The organism is Nibribacter ruber (genome assembly GCF_009913235.1).
Taxonomy (GTDB): Bacteria; Bacteroidota; Bacteroidia; order Cytophagales; family Hymenobacteraceae; genus Nibribacter; species Nibribacter ruber.
Genome location: NZ_CP047897.1, coordinates 1,461,958 through 1,476,805 on the forward strand (window position 1 = coordinate 1,461,958; position 14,848 = coordinate 1,476,805).

Genomic DNA, 14,848 nt, shown 5'->3' on the forward strand with positions numbered 1-14,848 from the left:
GAGTTTAAATCATCAACAAGCGCCAGACGGCGGCTATTAAAACCAACACTAAGGCGGCCGGCGTGAGTATTTTCCAGCACAGGTGCATGAGTTGGTCTACGCGCATACGCGGGAACGTCCAACGCAACCACACCTGCACCACCATCAACACCAAGGCCTTATTCACCAGCCAGAAAAAAGCCCATAAATTCCCGGACCAGGCACCTAGCGTTCCGGTGGTCCAATCGGCTAGTCTCACAGGCCCCATGTTGGGGAAAGGCGTATTCCAGCTACCTAAAAACAGAATGACGGCCACCAGACTCACCAACAGCATCATGGCGTACTCGGCTAGGAACAGCGTGGCAAACCTAAATCCACTGTATTCTACGTGAAAACCGGCCACCAACTCAGACTCGGCCTCCGGAATGTCAAAGGGCGCGCGGTTACACTCGGCTAAAGACGCTATAAAGTAGATGATGAACCCGAGGCTCAGCAAAGGCACACGAACAATGTTCCAGCTTAGGATTCCGCCCACGTGGGTCACGTCTATGCCCAGCTCCTTCAACCCGAACAGGTAATTCACCTCCTGCGCATACCCCGGAAACTGTTGCAGATGCACGCCCTGCTGAAAACTGATTTCCTGCAAGTCCAGGCTCTGACCGATGATGACCACGCTCAAAATAGCCAGTCCCGCCGGAATCTCATAGGACACAATCTGCGCCACCGACCGCATAGCGCCCAGCAAAGCATATTTGTTATTAGAACCCCAACCGGCCATGAGCAAGCCAATGACATCAAGTGACACAATGGCCAGCAGAAAAAACAAACCAATGGGCGTGCCAGATGGGACCAAATCAGGTGTTAAAGGAATGACCGCGAAGCCCGCCAGCACCGAGGCAAAGATGACCAGCGGCGCATATTTGAACAGCATTTTGTCTGCCGCAGCGGGCACAATATCTTCTTTCTGGAGGAGCTTGAGTAAATCAGCGGCGAATTGCAAGGTGCCGTAAGGACCGGCTTCCATGGGCCCTAAGCGGTCTTGCATGAAGGCAGAGAGCTTCCGTTCGGCGTAGAAGATGATGACCACCACGCCCAAAATGAGAAGAAGTACCAACGGCAGTGCCCACATGCGCTCAAGGAGTTGACTAGTTCAAAGGTACATTTATTCAGGGTTGATTGGCAACAGGATTTAGGTCCATTTTATGAATTGCGTTTTTAGCCTGAAATTCAGAAATCAGCCTAAAAACGATTCTGCCGCTTTGGGCTATCATTCACTTCTCTAAGGCTTTTTAAGAATCAGATAATCTCTCTATTTTAGACTCCTACAAATGACGCTTTCTGTATGTTTTTGAATCTGTTGTTGCCTTTGTTCTTGTCTTGGTCTACCCTTTTCGCTTCTGAACCTGCTCAATTAACGGGCCAGGAGGTGCTGGAGAAGATGCATAAAAAATATGCGGGCAAGTTTGACCCGTATTTCACGTTTGACCAGACGGCCATTCTGTATAAATCTCCCACAGATTCCAGCAAACAGGTGTGGCATGAGGCCATCGCGTTTCCGGGGAAGCTAGTTATCAAGTTTGAAGACTTCGCGGCGGGCAATGGGGCCATCTATGCGCAGGACAGCCAGTTTGTGTTTAAGGACAATGTGCTGCAGAACAGACGCCGCCGGGTGCATGAGCTGTTGGTGCTGGCGTTTGACGTGTACCACCAGCCGGTGTCTAGAAGCGTGGCGCAGTTGCAGGAAGCGGGCATAGATTTGACCAAGGCCTTTGCCACCACTTGGCAGGGCAAAAAAGTATATGTGGTGGGTGTGACGTCTCTAAACCAGAATGCCAGCCATTTCATCATAGACCAGAAAAACCTGTGGCTGCTGAAAACTGTTCGGCAAGTCGGCCAGAACCAGAGCGTGGTAGATGTGAAAGGTTACCAGCACGTGCAAGGCAACTGGATTGCCACGGATCTTACCTTCACCAACAACGGCCAACCGGTCATGCATGAACTCTACTACAATATGAAATTCCCGAAGTCATTGCCTCAGGTGATGTTCATGGTAGAGGGTTTCAAAACCGCTCGCTGGTAAGCCCGTTTTTAGCCTCTTTCCCAGAAAACAGCTCAAAATCGAATTCCAAACAACAATCAACAATTAGCAATCAACAAATAACGAATTCATGGCTACTTCGGTAAAATTGACGCCCGCTCAACAGGAAGAAAAGATTAATGCGTTTTTCACCAATGCGCCGGCGTTTGCGCAGCCTATCTGTGAGAAACTGCGCGAAGCCATTGCCGCGGCAGACCCAGAACTGCAGCCGTCCTGGAAGTGGGGCACGCCGGTGTATGAAAAGAAAGGCCACACCATGGTGTGTGCCATCAGTGCGCACAAACAACATGTGAACATGACCTTCTTTCAGGGTGCTTTGATACCAGACACCTATGCCCTTTTCACAACCGGACTAGACGCCAAAAACATGCGCACCATCAAGTATACAGATGCGTCTCAGGTGAATGAAGAGCAGGTGATGGAATACGTGAAAGCCGCCGCGCAAATAAAGACAGCACCAGCTTCCAAATCAACGGAACGCGCCGTTATTGAGATCCCCCAAGATTTAAAGCAAGCGCTTTCTGAGGCACGGCAGTTAGAAGCTTTTGAGAAGATGGCCTATACGCACCGCAAAGAGTACGTGCGCTGGGTATCAGAAGCCAAACGTCCAGAAACCCGCAACAACCGCATTGCCAAGACCGTGGAGCGCATCTCTGAGGGCAAGAAATTCAGCTAGGCTATTGGAGGGCATCCTGAATTTCACGCAGGAATTCGCGGTGGTTGCCTAAGTGGTAAATGTCGGTTTCCAGTTCTTGGGTGGAGGCGTAGAGACTGCTGCCGTACTGCATGTGCAGGTATTTGGCAGTGAGCTTGAAGGGAACTTCAAAGCCGTCGGGCAAGGCATCATCGGCACCTACGGCCATCAGAAACACATATTTGCCTTCCAATTGTCGGCCTAAGGATTTCTGAACGGTCACCAAATCCGTCAGGCGGTCGAAGAAGGTTTTGAGGCCACCGCTCATGGCATACCAATACACAGGCGTGGCCAGGACAATCACTTGGTGCTGTAAGAGCTGGTCTATCAGCTTCAGGAATTCATCCTCAATGGGGTAATCATTCTCATACCGGTACGGCCCTACGTGGTAATCTAGCAAATCCAGCAGCGTGTGCGGCGTGTCTTGAAACACCTTCTGCACAAAGGCCGCCGTATCGCTTTCCTTTCGGGCGCTGGCTAAGAGGATGAGAGGCTGGTTTGCCATTTAGCTTGCAACTACACTTCTTCTTCTAAATTCCTGCATTTGCGCTTCGGTTAGAATGCGTTTGGGGATCCTGATGCGCTGCGTAGAGGAAATGATGAAAAGAAAGTAAAAAGTCTGTTCTTTTATCTCTTGAAAGGTATTCCAGACAATCTTGCTTTCGTTGTTAAGACTGTCCTGAACAATAAGCGCTTCTTCTGTCACAGTCACGGCAATTTCCTCCGTTTTATATTGCGAGAGCCTAAACAGAAACCACAAGAAGGGCTTAAGGATGTAATAAATTGCGTACAAGATGACGGCCCACTTGATTTTGGAGGCATCATCCATCACCAATCCACCCAGGAGCATGATGGGGCCGGCAAAAATCCTCATGGCGGTCACGTACTTTCCATACCCTACATAATAGTCATGGATAAACGCGAGAATCTTCTCTTTTCTGGATATAACCTGCAGTTGCTCTACCATTATTCTACCAAGTGGGCCACAAACTGAGATAAATTGGTAATGATGCCGCGCTCGCGCCGGAACCCAATGGCACAGCCTTCGCCGGCCCAGAAAACGCCGGCCTGGTAATAGAAGCCTCGGGGATCTTGCGGCAGGTCTGCCCATTCCTGGTAAATATGTGCTTGGTTGCCGTACTGCCCAGTGGTGGAGCTTACGTCTGTGTTCTCGCGTAATTGTATGTTCTGCCCTTCGCGCCCGAAGATGGGTTTCTGCACCGTCTTGCCAGAAAACGACTTGAACTCAGTGCGCAACAACAGCGGATGGTACGGAAACTGCTGCCACAACACCGCCAGCATGGCTTTACTCTGGAAGATGAGTGAGTAGGCCGGGTTGGCAATCATGACGTTTCTGGAGGATTGCAAGGCTACCAGGTCCTCGCACAAGTCTGGTTCCTGCTGGGCCAGCATCTCCCAGGGCACTAGCTTAAACAAGAAGGAGAATTTCTGCCATTGTTCTGCTCCGGTCTGGGCCCAGATGCCGCGCTCTACGCCCACCAGAGATACTTCCATCTCATGCACCGGGCAGACATGGGCCATGAAACCAGCTTCTCGGGCGGCTTCAGCCAGCACCTCGCAGTTGGTACGGTCCTCGCTGCTTTCGCCCAGATAGACCAGCAACAAAGCCGGGTCTACGTCTGAGTTCAAGCCTTTCCAGGTCTGAAACTGCTCTACCAAAGCCTCATACAAACCGTTGGCCTGCTGCGCGTCTTGTTTGCCGGCGGCCGCCAGGCTGGCCCACTGCACCACAGAAGTTTCTGGAATAGAGGTGGCCGTGTCTGCGTTGAATTCCAGGAGCTTGATGCCGTCTGGGGTCTGCGCCAGGTCAAAGCGGCCGTACAGGTGCCAGTGGCGGTCATCATTCCAGGAATGGCGCACGGCCCGCCACAACTTCTCCGGAATACCCACCTTGCGCAGGAAATCATCTGGTAACTCATCAGGCACCGCCTCTACCATCATCTGGTAAATGGTGGTGGCCGCATCCAACAAATCATCTGCGCTGGCTTGGGGCAGGACTACCGCCTCACCACTTAAGTACGTCTGACATTCCTCCTCCACTACCCACTGCCATCCCATCTGGTTCACCATGGAAGTCACATCGCCGTGGTGCGGCATCAATTTTACAGGAAGTGAAGGCATAGATTTTATTAAAAATTAGAAATGGGCGATGACCAGTAACGAAAGTGGGAATACGTCTTGGTTTTATAAGCCAATGAAAGGAAAGCCGTTTTTGGCCTGTTTCCTGGAAAACTGGCCAAAAACGATTTCAAACCTCTCGAACAACGAACAACCAATAATGAATTTTAACCGCCAAAACCACCTGAGCGGCCAGAGGAGCGTCCGCCGAACCAACCGGAGCGGCTGGAGCTGGGGCGCGTGGACCGGGTGGTAGTTGTGGAAGGCCGGGTGCTATACGGGCCCGATGTACTTTTGAAGGCCTGGGCCCCTCTGGAGCGCTCTTGGGTAGTTTGCTGGCGCCAGGCATCGTTGCGTTGAATGGTGTTTGGATTGGCGTAGTAGCGCGGGTTAGGCGACAGCATACGGCCGGCCATGTAGCCAATGCTGCTCCACATGAGCACGTTCATCATGCTAAAGCCAGAACCGTTCTGGGGGTTCACCTGCGCGTATTCTTTCATTCTGGTTTCCAGCTCAGGTCCTTGCAGGGTGTCTATTTTCCCATCTTGGTGCTTGAGAATGGCCATTACCTGTCCGGCGGCGGCAGGCTGCTCATCTGTGATCTTCCAGTTGTCAGGGCCTACCTCGGTCAATTCTGTGACCACGCCCTGGCTGTAGGCGGGTACGGCTTCTTCGCCGGCGTTCCATTCTGTGGAGGTTTCTTGGGCAGAGCGATTGTCTGAGCAGGAGACGGTGGTTAGTCCCAGGCAGGCGGCGGCGCTCACCAGCAACATGTTGCGGGAGAAATCACCAACTTTAAAATATCTCTTCTTCATGGCAGACCGGCGTTTTTGGCTTGTTTTTATAAAAATAGGCCAAAAACGACAAGGCCGCAAACCAAACAGCAGCTATTTACTCCCAGAGCGGGTAATGCTCCAGCCGCACCGCCCGCTGAAAGAAGATTCTGGTAGAAGCCTCAAACGATGCCGTGTAGTCAGAAACGTAGAAGTGGGCCTCGCCCTGAAGGGTGGTTGCCGCCAGGTTCAGTCGTTGCAGTTCCTCGCCCACGTGCCGGGCTACCAGTTCAGAAGAATCCAGCACGGCCACGCGGCCCTGGTAGAAGCGTTCAATCTGTTCTTTGATTAAGGGATAATGCGTACAGCCCAGGATCAAGGCCTCAATGTCTTGCAAGCTGGGGTCTGAGAGGTAGGTTTGGATGACGCTCTCAGAGATGGTGTTGTTAAAAAAGCCTTCCTCTACCATAGGCGCCAGCAAAGGCGTGGCCAGAGAATGCAGCACTATGCCCTGGTCCAAGTTGTCAATCTTCTTTTTGTAGACGTTGGAGTTGACGGTTTGCTTGGTGCCAATGAGCCCAATGGTTCTATGCGCGTACGCCTGCCCCACAAACTGCACCACCGGGTCAATCACGTTGAGCACATGCGCCTTGCTGCCCACGTATTCTCTCACCAGTTCATACGCCGCCGCCGATGCCGAATTACACGCAATCAGAATTATTTTACATTGCTGGCGCAACAACAAATCACAGATTTTTACTGCGTAGGCCTGGATGGCCGCCGTACTTTTATCACCATACGGCAGGTGCGCCGTGTCCCCGAAATAGATGAGCTGTTCTTGCGGTAAAAGGGCTTTGATGGCTTTGGCAACGGTTAAGCCGCCAATGCCACTGTCAAAAATACCTATGGGCCGGTCTCTTGGTTCTGTCTGCATGCGGCTGCAATTTACAAAATACTCTCCGTGTTTCCCGCACGCCCCTCATCTTAGCAAAATACAAAACAGAATTGCACCATTTTGAAACAAGAGGCCGCAAAAAGCGTAAAAAGCCATATAACACAAACCTAAAATAGGAGAAACATTATGAAATTACTTTCAACCCGTACCCACGGGATAATGGATTATCTAGTGGGTGCTCTACTGATTGCGGCTCCGTTCATTTTGGATTTTGACCGCGGAGGCGCAGAAACCTGGGTGCCTATGATTGTAGGTGCCGTGATTATACTACAAGCCTTGATGACCAATTTTGAAGTGGGTATGTTTAGAGTAATGTCTATGAACATGCACTTGAACATGGACTACCTGATTGGTATCTTCCTGGCAGCATCACCATGGATCTTCAATTTTGACGAATATGTTTACCTGCCTCACCTGATTGTAGGTATCATGATTGTCTTGGAAGCCATGATGACCAGAGTGTCTCCAGAACATGGAGCCGCTACGCACAACCCGCTGAGAGGCGGCATGCACCACGGCCATACCCATTAAGGGGCAGCCTGGTAGAATTAAGTTAAAGAAAAAGCAGAGAAAGGCCGGGCCACGCATCCCGGCCTTTTTTATGTCTATACATTACCAACGGTTGTGGTTTCCCCTGCCTTGTTTGCGTACCTTTGCACCATGAATTACCTATCAGCAGATTCTATCTCTAAAAGCTTTGGAGACCGGTGGCTTTTCCAGAACCTCACCTTCGGCTTAAACCGCGGCCAGCGCATTGCCTTGATTGGGGCCAACGGAGCCGGTAAAACCACGCTTCTTAAAATATTAGCCGGCAGCATTCCGCCAGACAACGGTTCTGTGAGCGTGCGCAAAGGCATTAAAGTAGGCTACCTGTGGCAACAGCCCGAGTTTCCGGCGGGCGCCAGCGTACAGGAGGCCATTTTCTCTGGTCAGACCGAAGTACTGGACGCCATCAGGGACTATGAGGCCTGCTTGGAAGACCCCAACACCTCAGATGACCGCATGCAGAAAGTGATGGAGCGCATGGAAACCCTCCACGCCTGGGAATACGAGGTGCGCACCAAGCAGATTCTGGGCAGACTGGGCATTCAGAACCTGGACGTACTGGTAGACCATCTCTCCGGAGGTCAGAAAAAGCGTGTGGCTATGGCCCGCGTCTTAATTGAAGAGCCAGACTTATTGATTCTGGACGAGCCTACCAACCACTTGGACCTGGAGACCATTGAATGGTTTGAGAACCTGCTCACCACTGAGCAAACCACTTTGTTGATGGTCACCCACGACCGTTACTTCCTGGACCAGGTGGCCAATGAGATTGCAGAGTTAGACCGAGGCCAGGTATACAGCTACAAAGGCAATTACAGCTATTACGTAGAGAAAAAGGCCGAACAAGAAGAAGCCAACTCCGCGGAAATGGGCAAGGCCAAGCAACTCCTCAAGAAAGAACTGGACTGGATGCGCAAGCAGCCCCGCGCCCGCGGCACCAAGTCCAAGTCCAGGGTAGACGCGTTTTATGATTTAAAGGACAAGACCTCCCAGAAAGACACCCGCACCGCCTTGGAGCTGTCCGTGAAGACTTCGCGCCAGGGCAACCAGATTCTGGAGATTGACCATTTAAGCAAGCGCTTCGGAGAGAAAGTGGTGTTGGATGACTTCAGCTATGTGTTTAGAAAGAAGGACCGCGTGGGCATTGTAGGCCCCAACGGCGCCGGCAAAACCACATTCCTGAACATGCTCACGGGCAAGATGGCCCCAGACAGCGGCGAGATCATTGCCGGACAGACCACGGTTTTTGGTTATTACACCCAGACAGAGCTCACGTTCAATGAAAACCAACGCGTAATTGACGTGGTGAAGGAAGTAGCCGAGGTAGTGGAAACCGGCAATGGTGAGGTCATCACGGCCAGCCAGTTCCTGCAGCACTTCCAGTTTCCGCCGGCCCAGCAATATACGTTTGTGAGCAAGCTCAGCGGTGGCGAGAAACGCAGACTACAACTCTTGCGCGTACTCATCAAGAACCCCAACTTCTTGATCCTGGATGAGCCTACCAATGACCTGGACATTCAGACGCTCAACATTCTGGAAGACTTCCTGCTGCAGTTTGGTGGTTCCTTATTGATTGTGTCGCATGATAGATACTTCATGGACCGTCTGGTGGAGCACTTGTTTGTGTTTGAAGAGAACGGCCACCTCCGCGACTTCCCGGGCAACTACACAGACTACCGTGAGTGGGCCAAAGAACGCGAGTCTTTGAAAGCACAGGAAGAGGCCAAACAAGCCGCCAAACCGGCCCCCGTTGAAAAGCCTGCCGCCGCTGCGCCTGTTGTAGAAGCAGCGCCAAAACGCAAAGCCTCGTTCAAAGAGAAACAAGAATACGAACGCCTGGAAAAGGAAATTGAACAGCTGGAGGAAGAAAAAGAAACCGTTCTGGCTGAAATGAACAGTGGCGCAGCAGACCATAAACGCCTGGCAGAGATTGCCCAGCGGGTACAGGAAATCACGCACCTGGTAGAAACCAAGACGGAGCGCTGGCTTGAACTCGCTGACTTCGTGTAGATTTATGATTTGACCGTTTTTGGCTTGTTTTCCAGAAAAGAAGCCAAAAACGAAAAGAGGCACCCCGGGAACGAGGTGCCTCTTTCTATTAGTAGGGTCTTCATGTGCCTAGTACATGGGCGCTTTCTTCTGCTGGAAACTAAATGAGAAACCCACCTTCTGCGGAGTGCTCACCATCTGTTCTTCCAGTTTCTGTTTCACGGTGATTTTTCTTATTTCGTCTACGTCTGGGGCCACCAGGTCATTGTTGACAGAGGCAATCATGGCGCTCTCAGTGAACAGCCGCAGGGTCTCCTCCGTGATCAGGTTTTTAGACATGTCAGAGTAATTGAGGTCCAGCTGCTTCACGCCTTCCAGGTAGAAATGATTGTCTATGTTGATGAGCACGCGGCCCAACAGGTATCCTGGATCATTCAGACGGTTGTACTTAATGGAGTCTGCCATGAAGTTATAGGCCATGATGTGCCCAAAGAACCGCCGCCTGAAGTCTTCTTCCACGTATCGGCTGCGCATGAGTTCATGTTCGTCTGGGAGGGTGATTACGTTGGAGTGCATCACAAAGATGAGCAGGTCGCCGGAGAACTTGATGTGAAACTCAAAATCGTTGATGCTTCTATATTCAATGACCACAGTGGTGTCTATGGTGGCCAGGCGTTCCGTTAATTTGCCCACCAGTTCAATAGAAACCGCCCGAAGCCGGTCAAATGCATCTTGGGTGTTCCGGAAAATGGCCTGCTTGGAGGACGACTTCTGCTGAAGGCCCTCAAATATGGATTCCAATCTATCTTCCATAGTGTGTAGTTTAGTATGGGGAGTTCCCTGCCAAATGAGCGTGAGAACATCTGTTATAGTACCTTTTACGGAGCAAATTAGTTATCCTTTTCGTGAAACGCCGGTTAGAGGACTACTCCTTCCTGAGTTAACTTCTGCACTTTGGCCGCGCTAAGACCTGCCCATTCCTGCAAGATTTGTTGAGTATGCTGGCCCAAACCAGGAGGCGGAAGAAGGTTGAGCTGCTCTTGTTCTAAGTCCTTAAAAGCCACCTGCCGCAATCCGCGCAGACCGGTAGCAGCGTCCTGCACCAACTGTTCCTGGGCTTGGGGCATGGCCAAGGCTTCTGGGATGGTATGCACCGCCCCGGCGGGCACCTGCTGTTCTTGCAGTGCCGTTAGAAACAAGTTACGGTTTTGCAGTGCTATCTGGTTTCTGAGCAAGGTATTGAGCGCCCCTCTGTTTTGAACGCGCGCTTTGTTGGTAGCAAACTGTGGATCTAAGGCTATCTCGGGTTTACCCAGCACCTTGCAAAGGTTGGTGAACTGCCGGTCATCGCCTACCGCCAACACCACCTCCTTCTGGTCTGCCGTTGTAAACACCGTTCCATAGGGTGCAATGTTGGGATGCTCTGACCCCATGCGTTGAGGCTCCTCTCCTGCCACCAAATAATTGGTAGCCTGGTTGGCCAATGAGGCAATGGCCGCCCGAACCAGGGAAACCTCCACGTACTGCCCTTTGTTGGTCTTCTCTCTGTTCCATAAAGCTGCTAACAAACCTTCCTTTAACTGATGGGCCGCCAGCAGGTCTATCAGGGCCACCGGCATCTTGACGGGAGGGCCGCCTGGTTCTCCATTTAGGTACATAAAGCCTGCCTCTGCCTGTAGAACCGCGTCATACCCGGCGCGGGATACCTGACTGCCGTACCCGGTAATGGCCCCATACAACAAGCGATGGTTTCTGGCAGAAAGCGTGGCAAAATCCATGCGCAGCTTCTCAGCATCGCCGGGTTTAAAACTGGTAAGCGCCACGTCTGCCTTGTCCAGTAACGCATAGGCTATTTCTTTTCCCTCTGGCAGAGAAAGGTCCACAGCTATAGATTTTTTGCCCCAGTTGGCAGAGGCGAAGTACGCTGATACGTCCTGGAAGGCGGCTTCAGAGGGAAGTTTCCAGCGACGGGTAACATCTCCCTTGGTTTTAAGATTCTCTACTTTAATCACGGTGGCTCCCAACTCTGCAAAAAACTGTCCTACACTGGGGCCTGCCAGTACGCTTGCCAGTTCAACTACCAATAAACCGGTCCCTATGCCTTCTTGTGCCATGTCGTTTTTGGGCTGTTTCCGGTAAAATAGCCCAAAAACGGCTGGTTTAAAAACTGGCCTAACAGAAGCCATAAAAAAAGGCAACGACTTATGCCGTTGCCTTCCTTTCGTGGGTTTCTATTACTGTGCTTATTGAATGAGGATTCTTTGCACCTGGGCGTTTCCTGCTGAGGTAACAGTTGCCAAGTACATTCCCTTCTTCACCTGGTTTGGATTGAATTCAACCCGTATCTCTTGCCCAGTTGGGTCCAGTTGTTTCTTGAATACCACCTTCCCGCTCAAATCTGTGAGGGAAAGCTCTACGGCGCCTTTGTCACTTGAATAATTCTTTAACCTGATAGAAAGGAGATTTTCAACCACCGGGTTAGGAGACAGTACCGCCTCAAAATTGGTACCGGCCTGAGCAGTTTTCACCGCTATTACTTTTGAGTACTCATATTGCAGGTCATAGTCCACTTGTTTAAGCCGGTAGTACGTGGTACCAGACAAAGGGCTGCTGTCCAGGAACTGATAATGCAGTAACACGCTGCTGTTTCCTGCTCCTGTTACCGTGCCTATCTTCAGGAAGTCACGGCCATTGGCGCTGCGCTCTACCTCATACCGGTCATTGTTTTTCTCAGAAGCCGTGCTCCAAGACAACTCCACTGCCCCGCTTTTGGCTACTCCTGCAAATTTCACTAGTTCTACCGGCAGTGGGTTAGGGAATGGTGAAACAGCCAGTGTCCTGATGATGCTGTTCCCTGTTTTTTGACCTTGTGCGTTTAGTTCCTCTAACCTTACCCACAAAGTCCCTGCCTGCGCACCCACCTTCGCAGACATTGGATTGATAATATTATTATTAATTGTCCAATCAGTTCCTGGAGCAAACCAAGTATAGGCTGAAGGGGAGCTAGTTACTGAGTAAATAGAAGTGCTTCCGGACATAGGGCTTTCCAGACCGTCAATTCCAGAAGCTGTTATAGAGGCAAAGCTAGGAGTAGCTGGCTGACAATACAATGGTTGGCCTGCGGTATCCCTCAGGTTAAAGGTTATTTTAATAGGTTGTGTGATTCTAGCATGCTTTGCTGTAACGGTAAGGGTGTTCATCTGCGAGAACTCGTAAGCACTCATTTCATATGTGAAATCATCATAGCCCAGGCTCTTAAAAATACCATGAGCAGAAGTCATACTATATTTGATAGAATACTCTGGTAATCTGGCAGGGTTTTCTACTGAGTAAGTAATATTTGTTGATGTCTTTGATGTTACACTTTGAGTTGCCAAGCCAGGAGTTATAGCAGCATTTTTACCTGGAAGCTGAAAGGCCACATACTCAAAGTTGCCGTTCTTGTTGCCGTTGACCACTCTAAAAGTAAGCTTCGCTTTCCCATCAGAAAACGAAACACTCTTAAAAGTTATGTCCATTTCTCCGCTTGAAATGGTAGTTGGTGTAGTAGAACAAGTCTGTGCCTGAGTATGGAAGCTAAAAAGAGCTAGACATACAAATGAAAACCAGTAATTACGTAAAAGTCTTTTCATATTCATTTTCTATGATAAAATAGGATGTCTTTTTCTTTAGCGTGTAGCAGGTAGTGTTAGACAGCGGAAGGAACCGAGGCTTCTAAAAGATTGGATGTAATGAATTCTATTAGAACCCATTGAAGCTCAATCAACTACTGTAAACAGAATACTTGCTGGTAAAAATGAATTGCTAAACCTCACCTGCCAGGGGGCATACAGGCTGGCGGAGTCTCAAAAAGGGAGTTTTAAGATGATGCTTTAGGTGAACGTAGGCTCAATGCCAACAGCACCTAAGCAAAACAAAAAACTTTGTTAGAACCTTCCTAAAATTCCATAGTGTAATACTAACTATCTAAAGTGACAAAGGCAATAGCTAATGCATATAAAATTAATATTTTTATTCGCAAAACACCAAAACCAGTATTTATACATACGAATACCTATAAATAATATAGATTTTCATAGAACAAGCGATTAATACTTACACTTTCCTTCCTCAATCAATAAATCGTGAAACTTCCATGACAAGGGGATTTCTAAGTTTTTACCTGATTTTACTCCTAGAATAAAAAAAGCAGCGGCCACTGGCCACTGCTTCTCCCGTTATCCATACTTGGTATTAATCGTTATTGAATAATGATTCTATGCATTTGAGACTCGTTTTCTGCGGTAAGAGATACCAGGTATAACCCTTTTCGTAAGCCCAAGTCCTTCAGGGACAAAGAGGCTTCTTGCGTATTAGAAGCCAAGGTAGTAGCGTACATCACTTTTCCGCTCATATCCCGAAGCTGTACTTGTACTGGCGCATTATTGATGGGTAGCCGTTCCATTTTAAGCGTGAGTATGCCGTCTGCTATGGGATTAGGATATAGTTTTACTGACATCCCCTGGTTGCCTGCCCGGGCATGCTGTACGGCTATTACTTTTGAGTACTCATGACTGCCGTCAAAGTCTATCTGGTTAAGACGATAATAGACAGTGCCTTCGCTGGCCTCCATGTCTGAAAAGGAATACGTCTGTAGCGTATTACTGGTACCTGCCCCATGCACGGTACCAATGACACTAAATTCTTTGCCGTCCATGCTTCGCTCCACTTCAAACCTGTCATTGTTTATTTCGGTGGCCGTTGTCCATTTCAATTCAACCCTATTGCCTCTGGAGATGCCTTCAAACAAGGCAAGTTCTACTGGTAGAGGATCACCTCCTGGTCCACTGGATTCGCCGGGTTCACAATTCTGGTCACGCAGGGTAACGTTTAAGGTACTTATGCTTGAGTTACAGCCGTTAGAGGTCACCAAGGTGATGGTCTGGATGGAGTCCACTTCTTCGGGAATAAAGAAAGAAACCGCGCTCACAGAATCTTCTCCTCTGCTCAACTCTATAAAGCCTTCAGGGAGCATGATGTCATAGGTGAGACCCTCCTCAGGATTCTCCACTTTGAATACGTAGGGGGCTTCTACGACTTCATAAATATAACACACTACCTCTGGGCCAGTGAGAGTGCCAGATGGTGCGGAACAGGTACCACTACAACCATTCTTAGGAGTTACCGGGATGGTCTGCACGCCTTTACCACACCGTTTGTGCTCAACTGCAAGCTTGATGGTACCGGCCTTTTCGCCAGCTCGCACTTTAATGCTGTTGGTTCCCTGGCCAGAGATAATCATCCAGTCAGAACTCATATTGCCTGTATTGGAGCGGGGCATTTCCCATTCATAAGAGGTAAAATCTGGATTAGCGTCTACAGAATACGTTAAGACTACTCCTGGGCATGGGTCTGAGACAGAACTTCTTATTTCTGAGGGCTTGCTATCTTTGCAACCATCCAGCATTTCCGGAGGAGCCAATGAAACTTCAGGTTTTAGCACCAAGGCCTGATCTTGTTCCAGATTGTTAGTATTAAGGTGCAGTTCCTCTTTGTCTGGAGACATATACTCCAAAGAAGACGTTTTATAAAAAGTTTCCCGGGCACCAGTGCTTTGCGCCTGCGGACTGACAGGGATGTTGAAAAACAAAAGGTATAGGGCCGCGACCCATATTAGTATGAGATTTTTCATGATT

The 14,848-nt window shown here is 49.7% G+C and carries 14 protein-coding genes; 4 read left to right on the top strand and 10 right to left on the bottom strand.

Features of this window, described 5'->3' with window-relative positions; genetic code table 11:
* Positions 1-4: 4 nt before the first annotated feature.
* On the bottom strand, positions 5-1,108 hold the full coding sequence (locus tag GU926_RS06200) for a complex I subunit 1/NuoH family protein (protein ID WP_160690050.1): 1,104 nt from the start codon (positions 1,106-1,108) through the stop codon (positions 5-7).
* A 213-nt stretch (positions 1,109-1,321) separates the two neighbouring features.
* Between GU926_RS06200 and GU926_RS06205 the strand changes: the two genes are divergently transcribed.
* On the top strand, positions 1,322-2,059 hold the full coding sequence (locus GU926_RS06205) for an outer membrane lipoprotein-sorting protein (protein WP_160690052.1): 738 nt from the start codon (positions 1,322-1,324) through the stop codon (positions 2,057-2,059).
* 88 nt (positions 2,060-2,147) lie between these two features.
* A complete protein-coding gene (locus GU926_RS18455; protein ID WP_160690054.1) occupies positions 2,148-2,753 on the top strand; it encodes a DUF1801 domain-containing protein in 606 nt (201 codons plus the stop codon).
* Between the two features lies 1 nt (position 2,754).
* On the opposite strand, the gene GU926_RS06215 is transcribed toward GU926_RS18455, so the two are convergent.
* The 5 genes from GU926_RS06215 to murI form a co-directional block, all read right to left on the bottom strand.
* Positions 2,755-3,276 carry a flavodoxin family protein gene (locus GU926_RS06215; protein WP_160690056.1) on the bottom strand — a complete coding sequence of 174 codons (522 nt, stop codon included), beginning with the start codon at positions 3,274-3,276 and terminating at the stop codon, positions 2,755-2,757.
* Positions 3,277-3,738: a YcxB family protein gene (locus GU926_RS06220; RefSeq protein ID WP_160690058.1), complete on the bottom strand. Its 462-nt coding sequence runs from the start codon at positions 3,736-3,738 to the stop codon at positions 3,277-3,279.
* Positions 3,738-4,913, bottom strand: a complete 1,176-nt coding sequence (locus GU926_RS06225) for a glutathionylspermidine synthase family protein (RefSeq protein ID WP_160690061.1) — start codon at positions 4,911-4,913, stop codon at positions 3,738-3,740. Before GU926_RS06225 ends, GU926_RS06220 begins: the two co-directional genes overlap by 1 nt.
* Before the next feature lie 164 nt (positions 4,914-5,077).
* Positions 5,078-5,725 carry a hypothetical protein gene (locus GU926_RS06230; RefSeq protein WP_160690063.1) on the bottom strand — a complete coding sequence of 216 codons (648 nt, stop codon included), beginning with the start codon at positions 5,723-5,725 and terminating at the stop codon, positions 5,078-5,080.
* A 76-nt stretch (positions 5,726-5,801) separates the two neighbouring features.
* Entirely contained in the window at positions 5,802-6,617 is an 816-nt protein-coding gene (gene murI, locus GU926_RS06235) for a glutamate racemase (RefSeq protein WP_160690065.1), read from the bottom strand.
* Positions 6,618-6,764: 147 nt separating this feature from the next.
* On the opposite strand from murI, the gene GU926_RS06240 reads away from it, so the two are divergent.
* Positions 6,765-7,169, top strand: a complete 405-nt coding sequence (locus GU926_RS06240; RefSeq protein WP_160690067.1) for an SPW repeat domain-containing protein — start codon at positions 6,765-6,767, stop codon at positions 7,167-7,169.
* 129 nt (positions 7,170-7,298) lie between these two features.
* The gene (locus GU926_RS06245) at positions 7,299-9,194 is read left to right on the top strand and encodes an ABC-F family ATP-binding cassette domain-containing protein (protein ID WP_160690069.1); all 1,896 of its coding nucleotides are present in this window, start codon (positions 7,299-7,301) and stop codon (positions 9,192-9,194) included.
* Positions 9,195-9,302: 108 nt separating this feature from the next.
* Here GU926_RS06245 and GU926_RS06250 read toward each other — a convergent pair whose 3' ends face one another.
* The 4 genes from GU926_RS06250 to GU926_RS06265 form a co-directional block, all read right to left on the bottom strand.
* A complete protein-coding gene (locus tag GU926_RS06250; RefSeq protein ID WP_160690071.1) occupies positions 9,303-9,986 on the bottom strand; it encodes a hypothetical protein in 684 nt (227 codons plus the stop codon).
* Between the two features lie 104 nt (positions 9,987-10,090).
* Entirely contained in the window at positions 10,091-11,287 is a 1,197-nt protein-coding gene (locus GU926_RS06255) for a CaiB/BaiF CoA transferase family protein (protein WP_160690073.1), read from the bottom strand.
* Positions 11,288-11,416: 129 nt separating this feature from the next.
* Entirely contained in the window at positions 11,417-12,106 is a 690-nt protein-coding gene (locus GU926_RS06260; RefSeq protein ID WP_160690075.1) for a T9SS type A sorting domain-containing protein, read from the bottom strand.
* 1,307 nt (positions 12,107-13,413) lie between these two features.
* On the bottom strand, positions 13,414-14,718 hold the full coding sequence (locus GU926_RS06265) for a T9SS type A sorting domain-containing protein (protein ID WP_160690077.1): 1,305 nt from the start codon (positions 14,716-14,718) through the stop codon (positions 13,414-13,416).
* Between the last annotated feature and the right edge of the window lie 130 nt (positions 14,719-14,848).

Bases quoted from the DNA above. Each gene is read 5' to 3' on its own strand.
- GU926_RS06200 (WP_160690050.1), bottom strand. From the start codon at position 1,108: ATGTGGGCACTGCCGTTGGTACTTCTTCTCATTTTGGGCGTGGTGGTC.
- GU926_RS06205 (WP_160690052.1), top strand. From the start codon at position 1,322: ATGTTTTTGAATCTGTTGTTGCCTTTGTTCTTGTCTTGGTCTACCCTT.
- GU926_RS18455 (WP_160690054.1), top strand. From the start codon at position 2,148: ATGGCTACTTCGGTAAAATTGACGCCCGCTCAACAGGAAGAAAAGATT.
- GU926_RS06215 (WP_160690056.1), bottom strand. From the start codon at position 3,276: ATGGCAAACCAGCCTCTCATCCTCTTAGCCAGCGCCCGAAAGGAAAGC.
- GU926_RS06220 (WP_160690058.1), bottom strand. From the start codon at position 3,738: ATGGTAGAGCAACTGCAGGTTATATCCAGAAAAGAGAAGATTCTCGCG.
- GU926_RS06225 (WP_160690061.1), bottom strand. From the start codon at position 4,913: ATGCCTTCACTTCCTGTAAAATTGATGCCGCACCACGGCGATGTGACT.
- GU926_RS06230 (WP_160690063.1), bottom strand. From the start codon at position 5,725: ATGAAGAAGAGATATTTTAAAGTTGGTGATTTCTCCCGCAACATGTTG.
- murI (WP_160690065.1), bottom strand. From the start codon at position 6,617: ATGCAGACAGAACCAAGAGACCGGCCCATAGGTATTTTTGACAGTGGC.
- GU926_RS06240 (WP_160690067.1), top strand. From the start codon at position 6,765: ATGAAATTACTTTCAACCCGTACCCACGGGATAATGGATTATCTAGTG.
- GU926_RS06245 (WP_160690069.1), top strand. From the start codon at position 7,299: ATGAATTACCTATCAGCAGATTCTATCTCTAAAAGCTTTGGAGACCGG.
- GU926_RS06250 (WP_160690071.1), bottom strand. From the start codon at position 9,986: ATGGAAGATAGATTGGAATCCATATTTGAGGGCCTTCAGCAGAAGTCG.
- GU926_RS06255 (WP_160690073.1), bottom strand. From the start codon at position 11,287: ATGGCACAAGAAGGCATAGGGACCGGTTTATTGGTAGTTGAACTGGCA.
- GU926_RS06260 (WP_160690075.1), bottom strand. From the start codon at position 12,106: ATGTCTGCGAAGGTGGGTGCGCAGGCAGGGACTTTGTGGGTAAGGTTA.
- GU926_RS06265 (WP_160690077.1), bottom strand. From the start codon at position 14,718: ATGTCTCCAGACAAAGAGGAACTGCACCTTAATACTAACAATCTGGAA.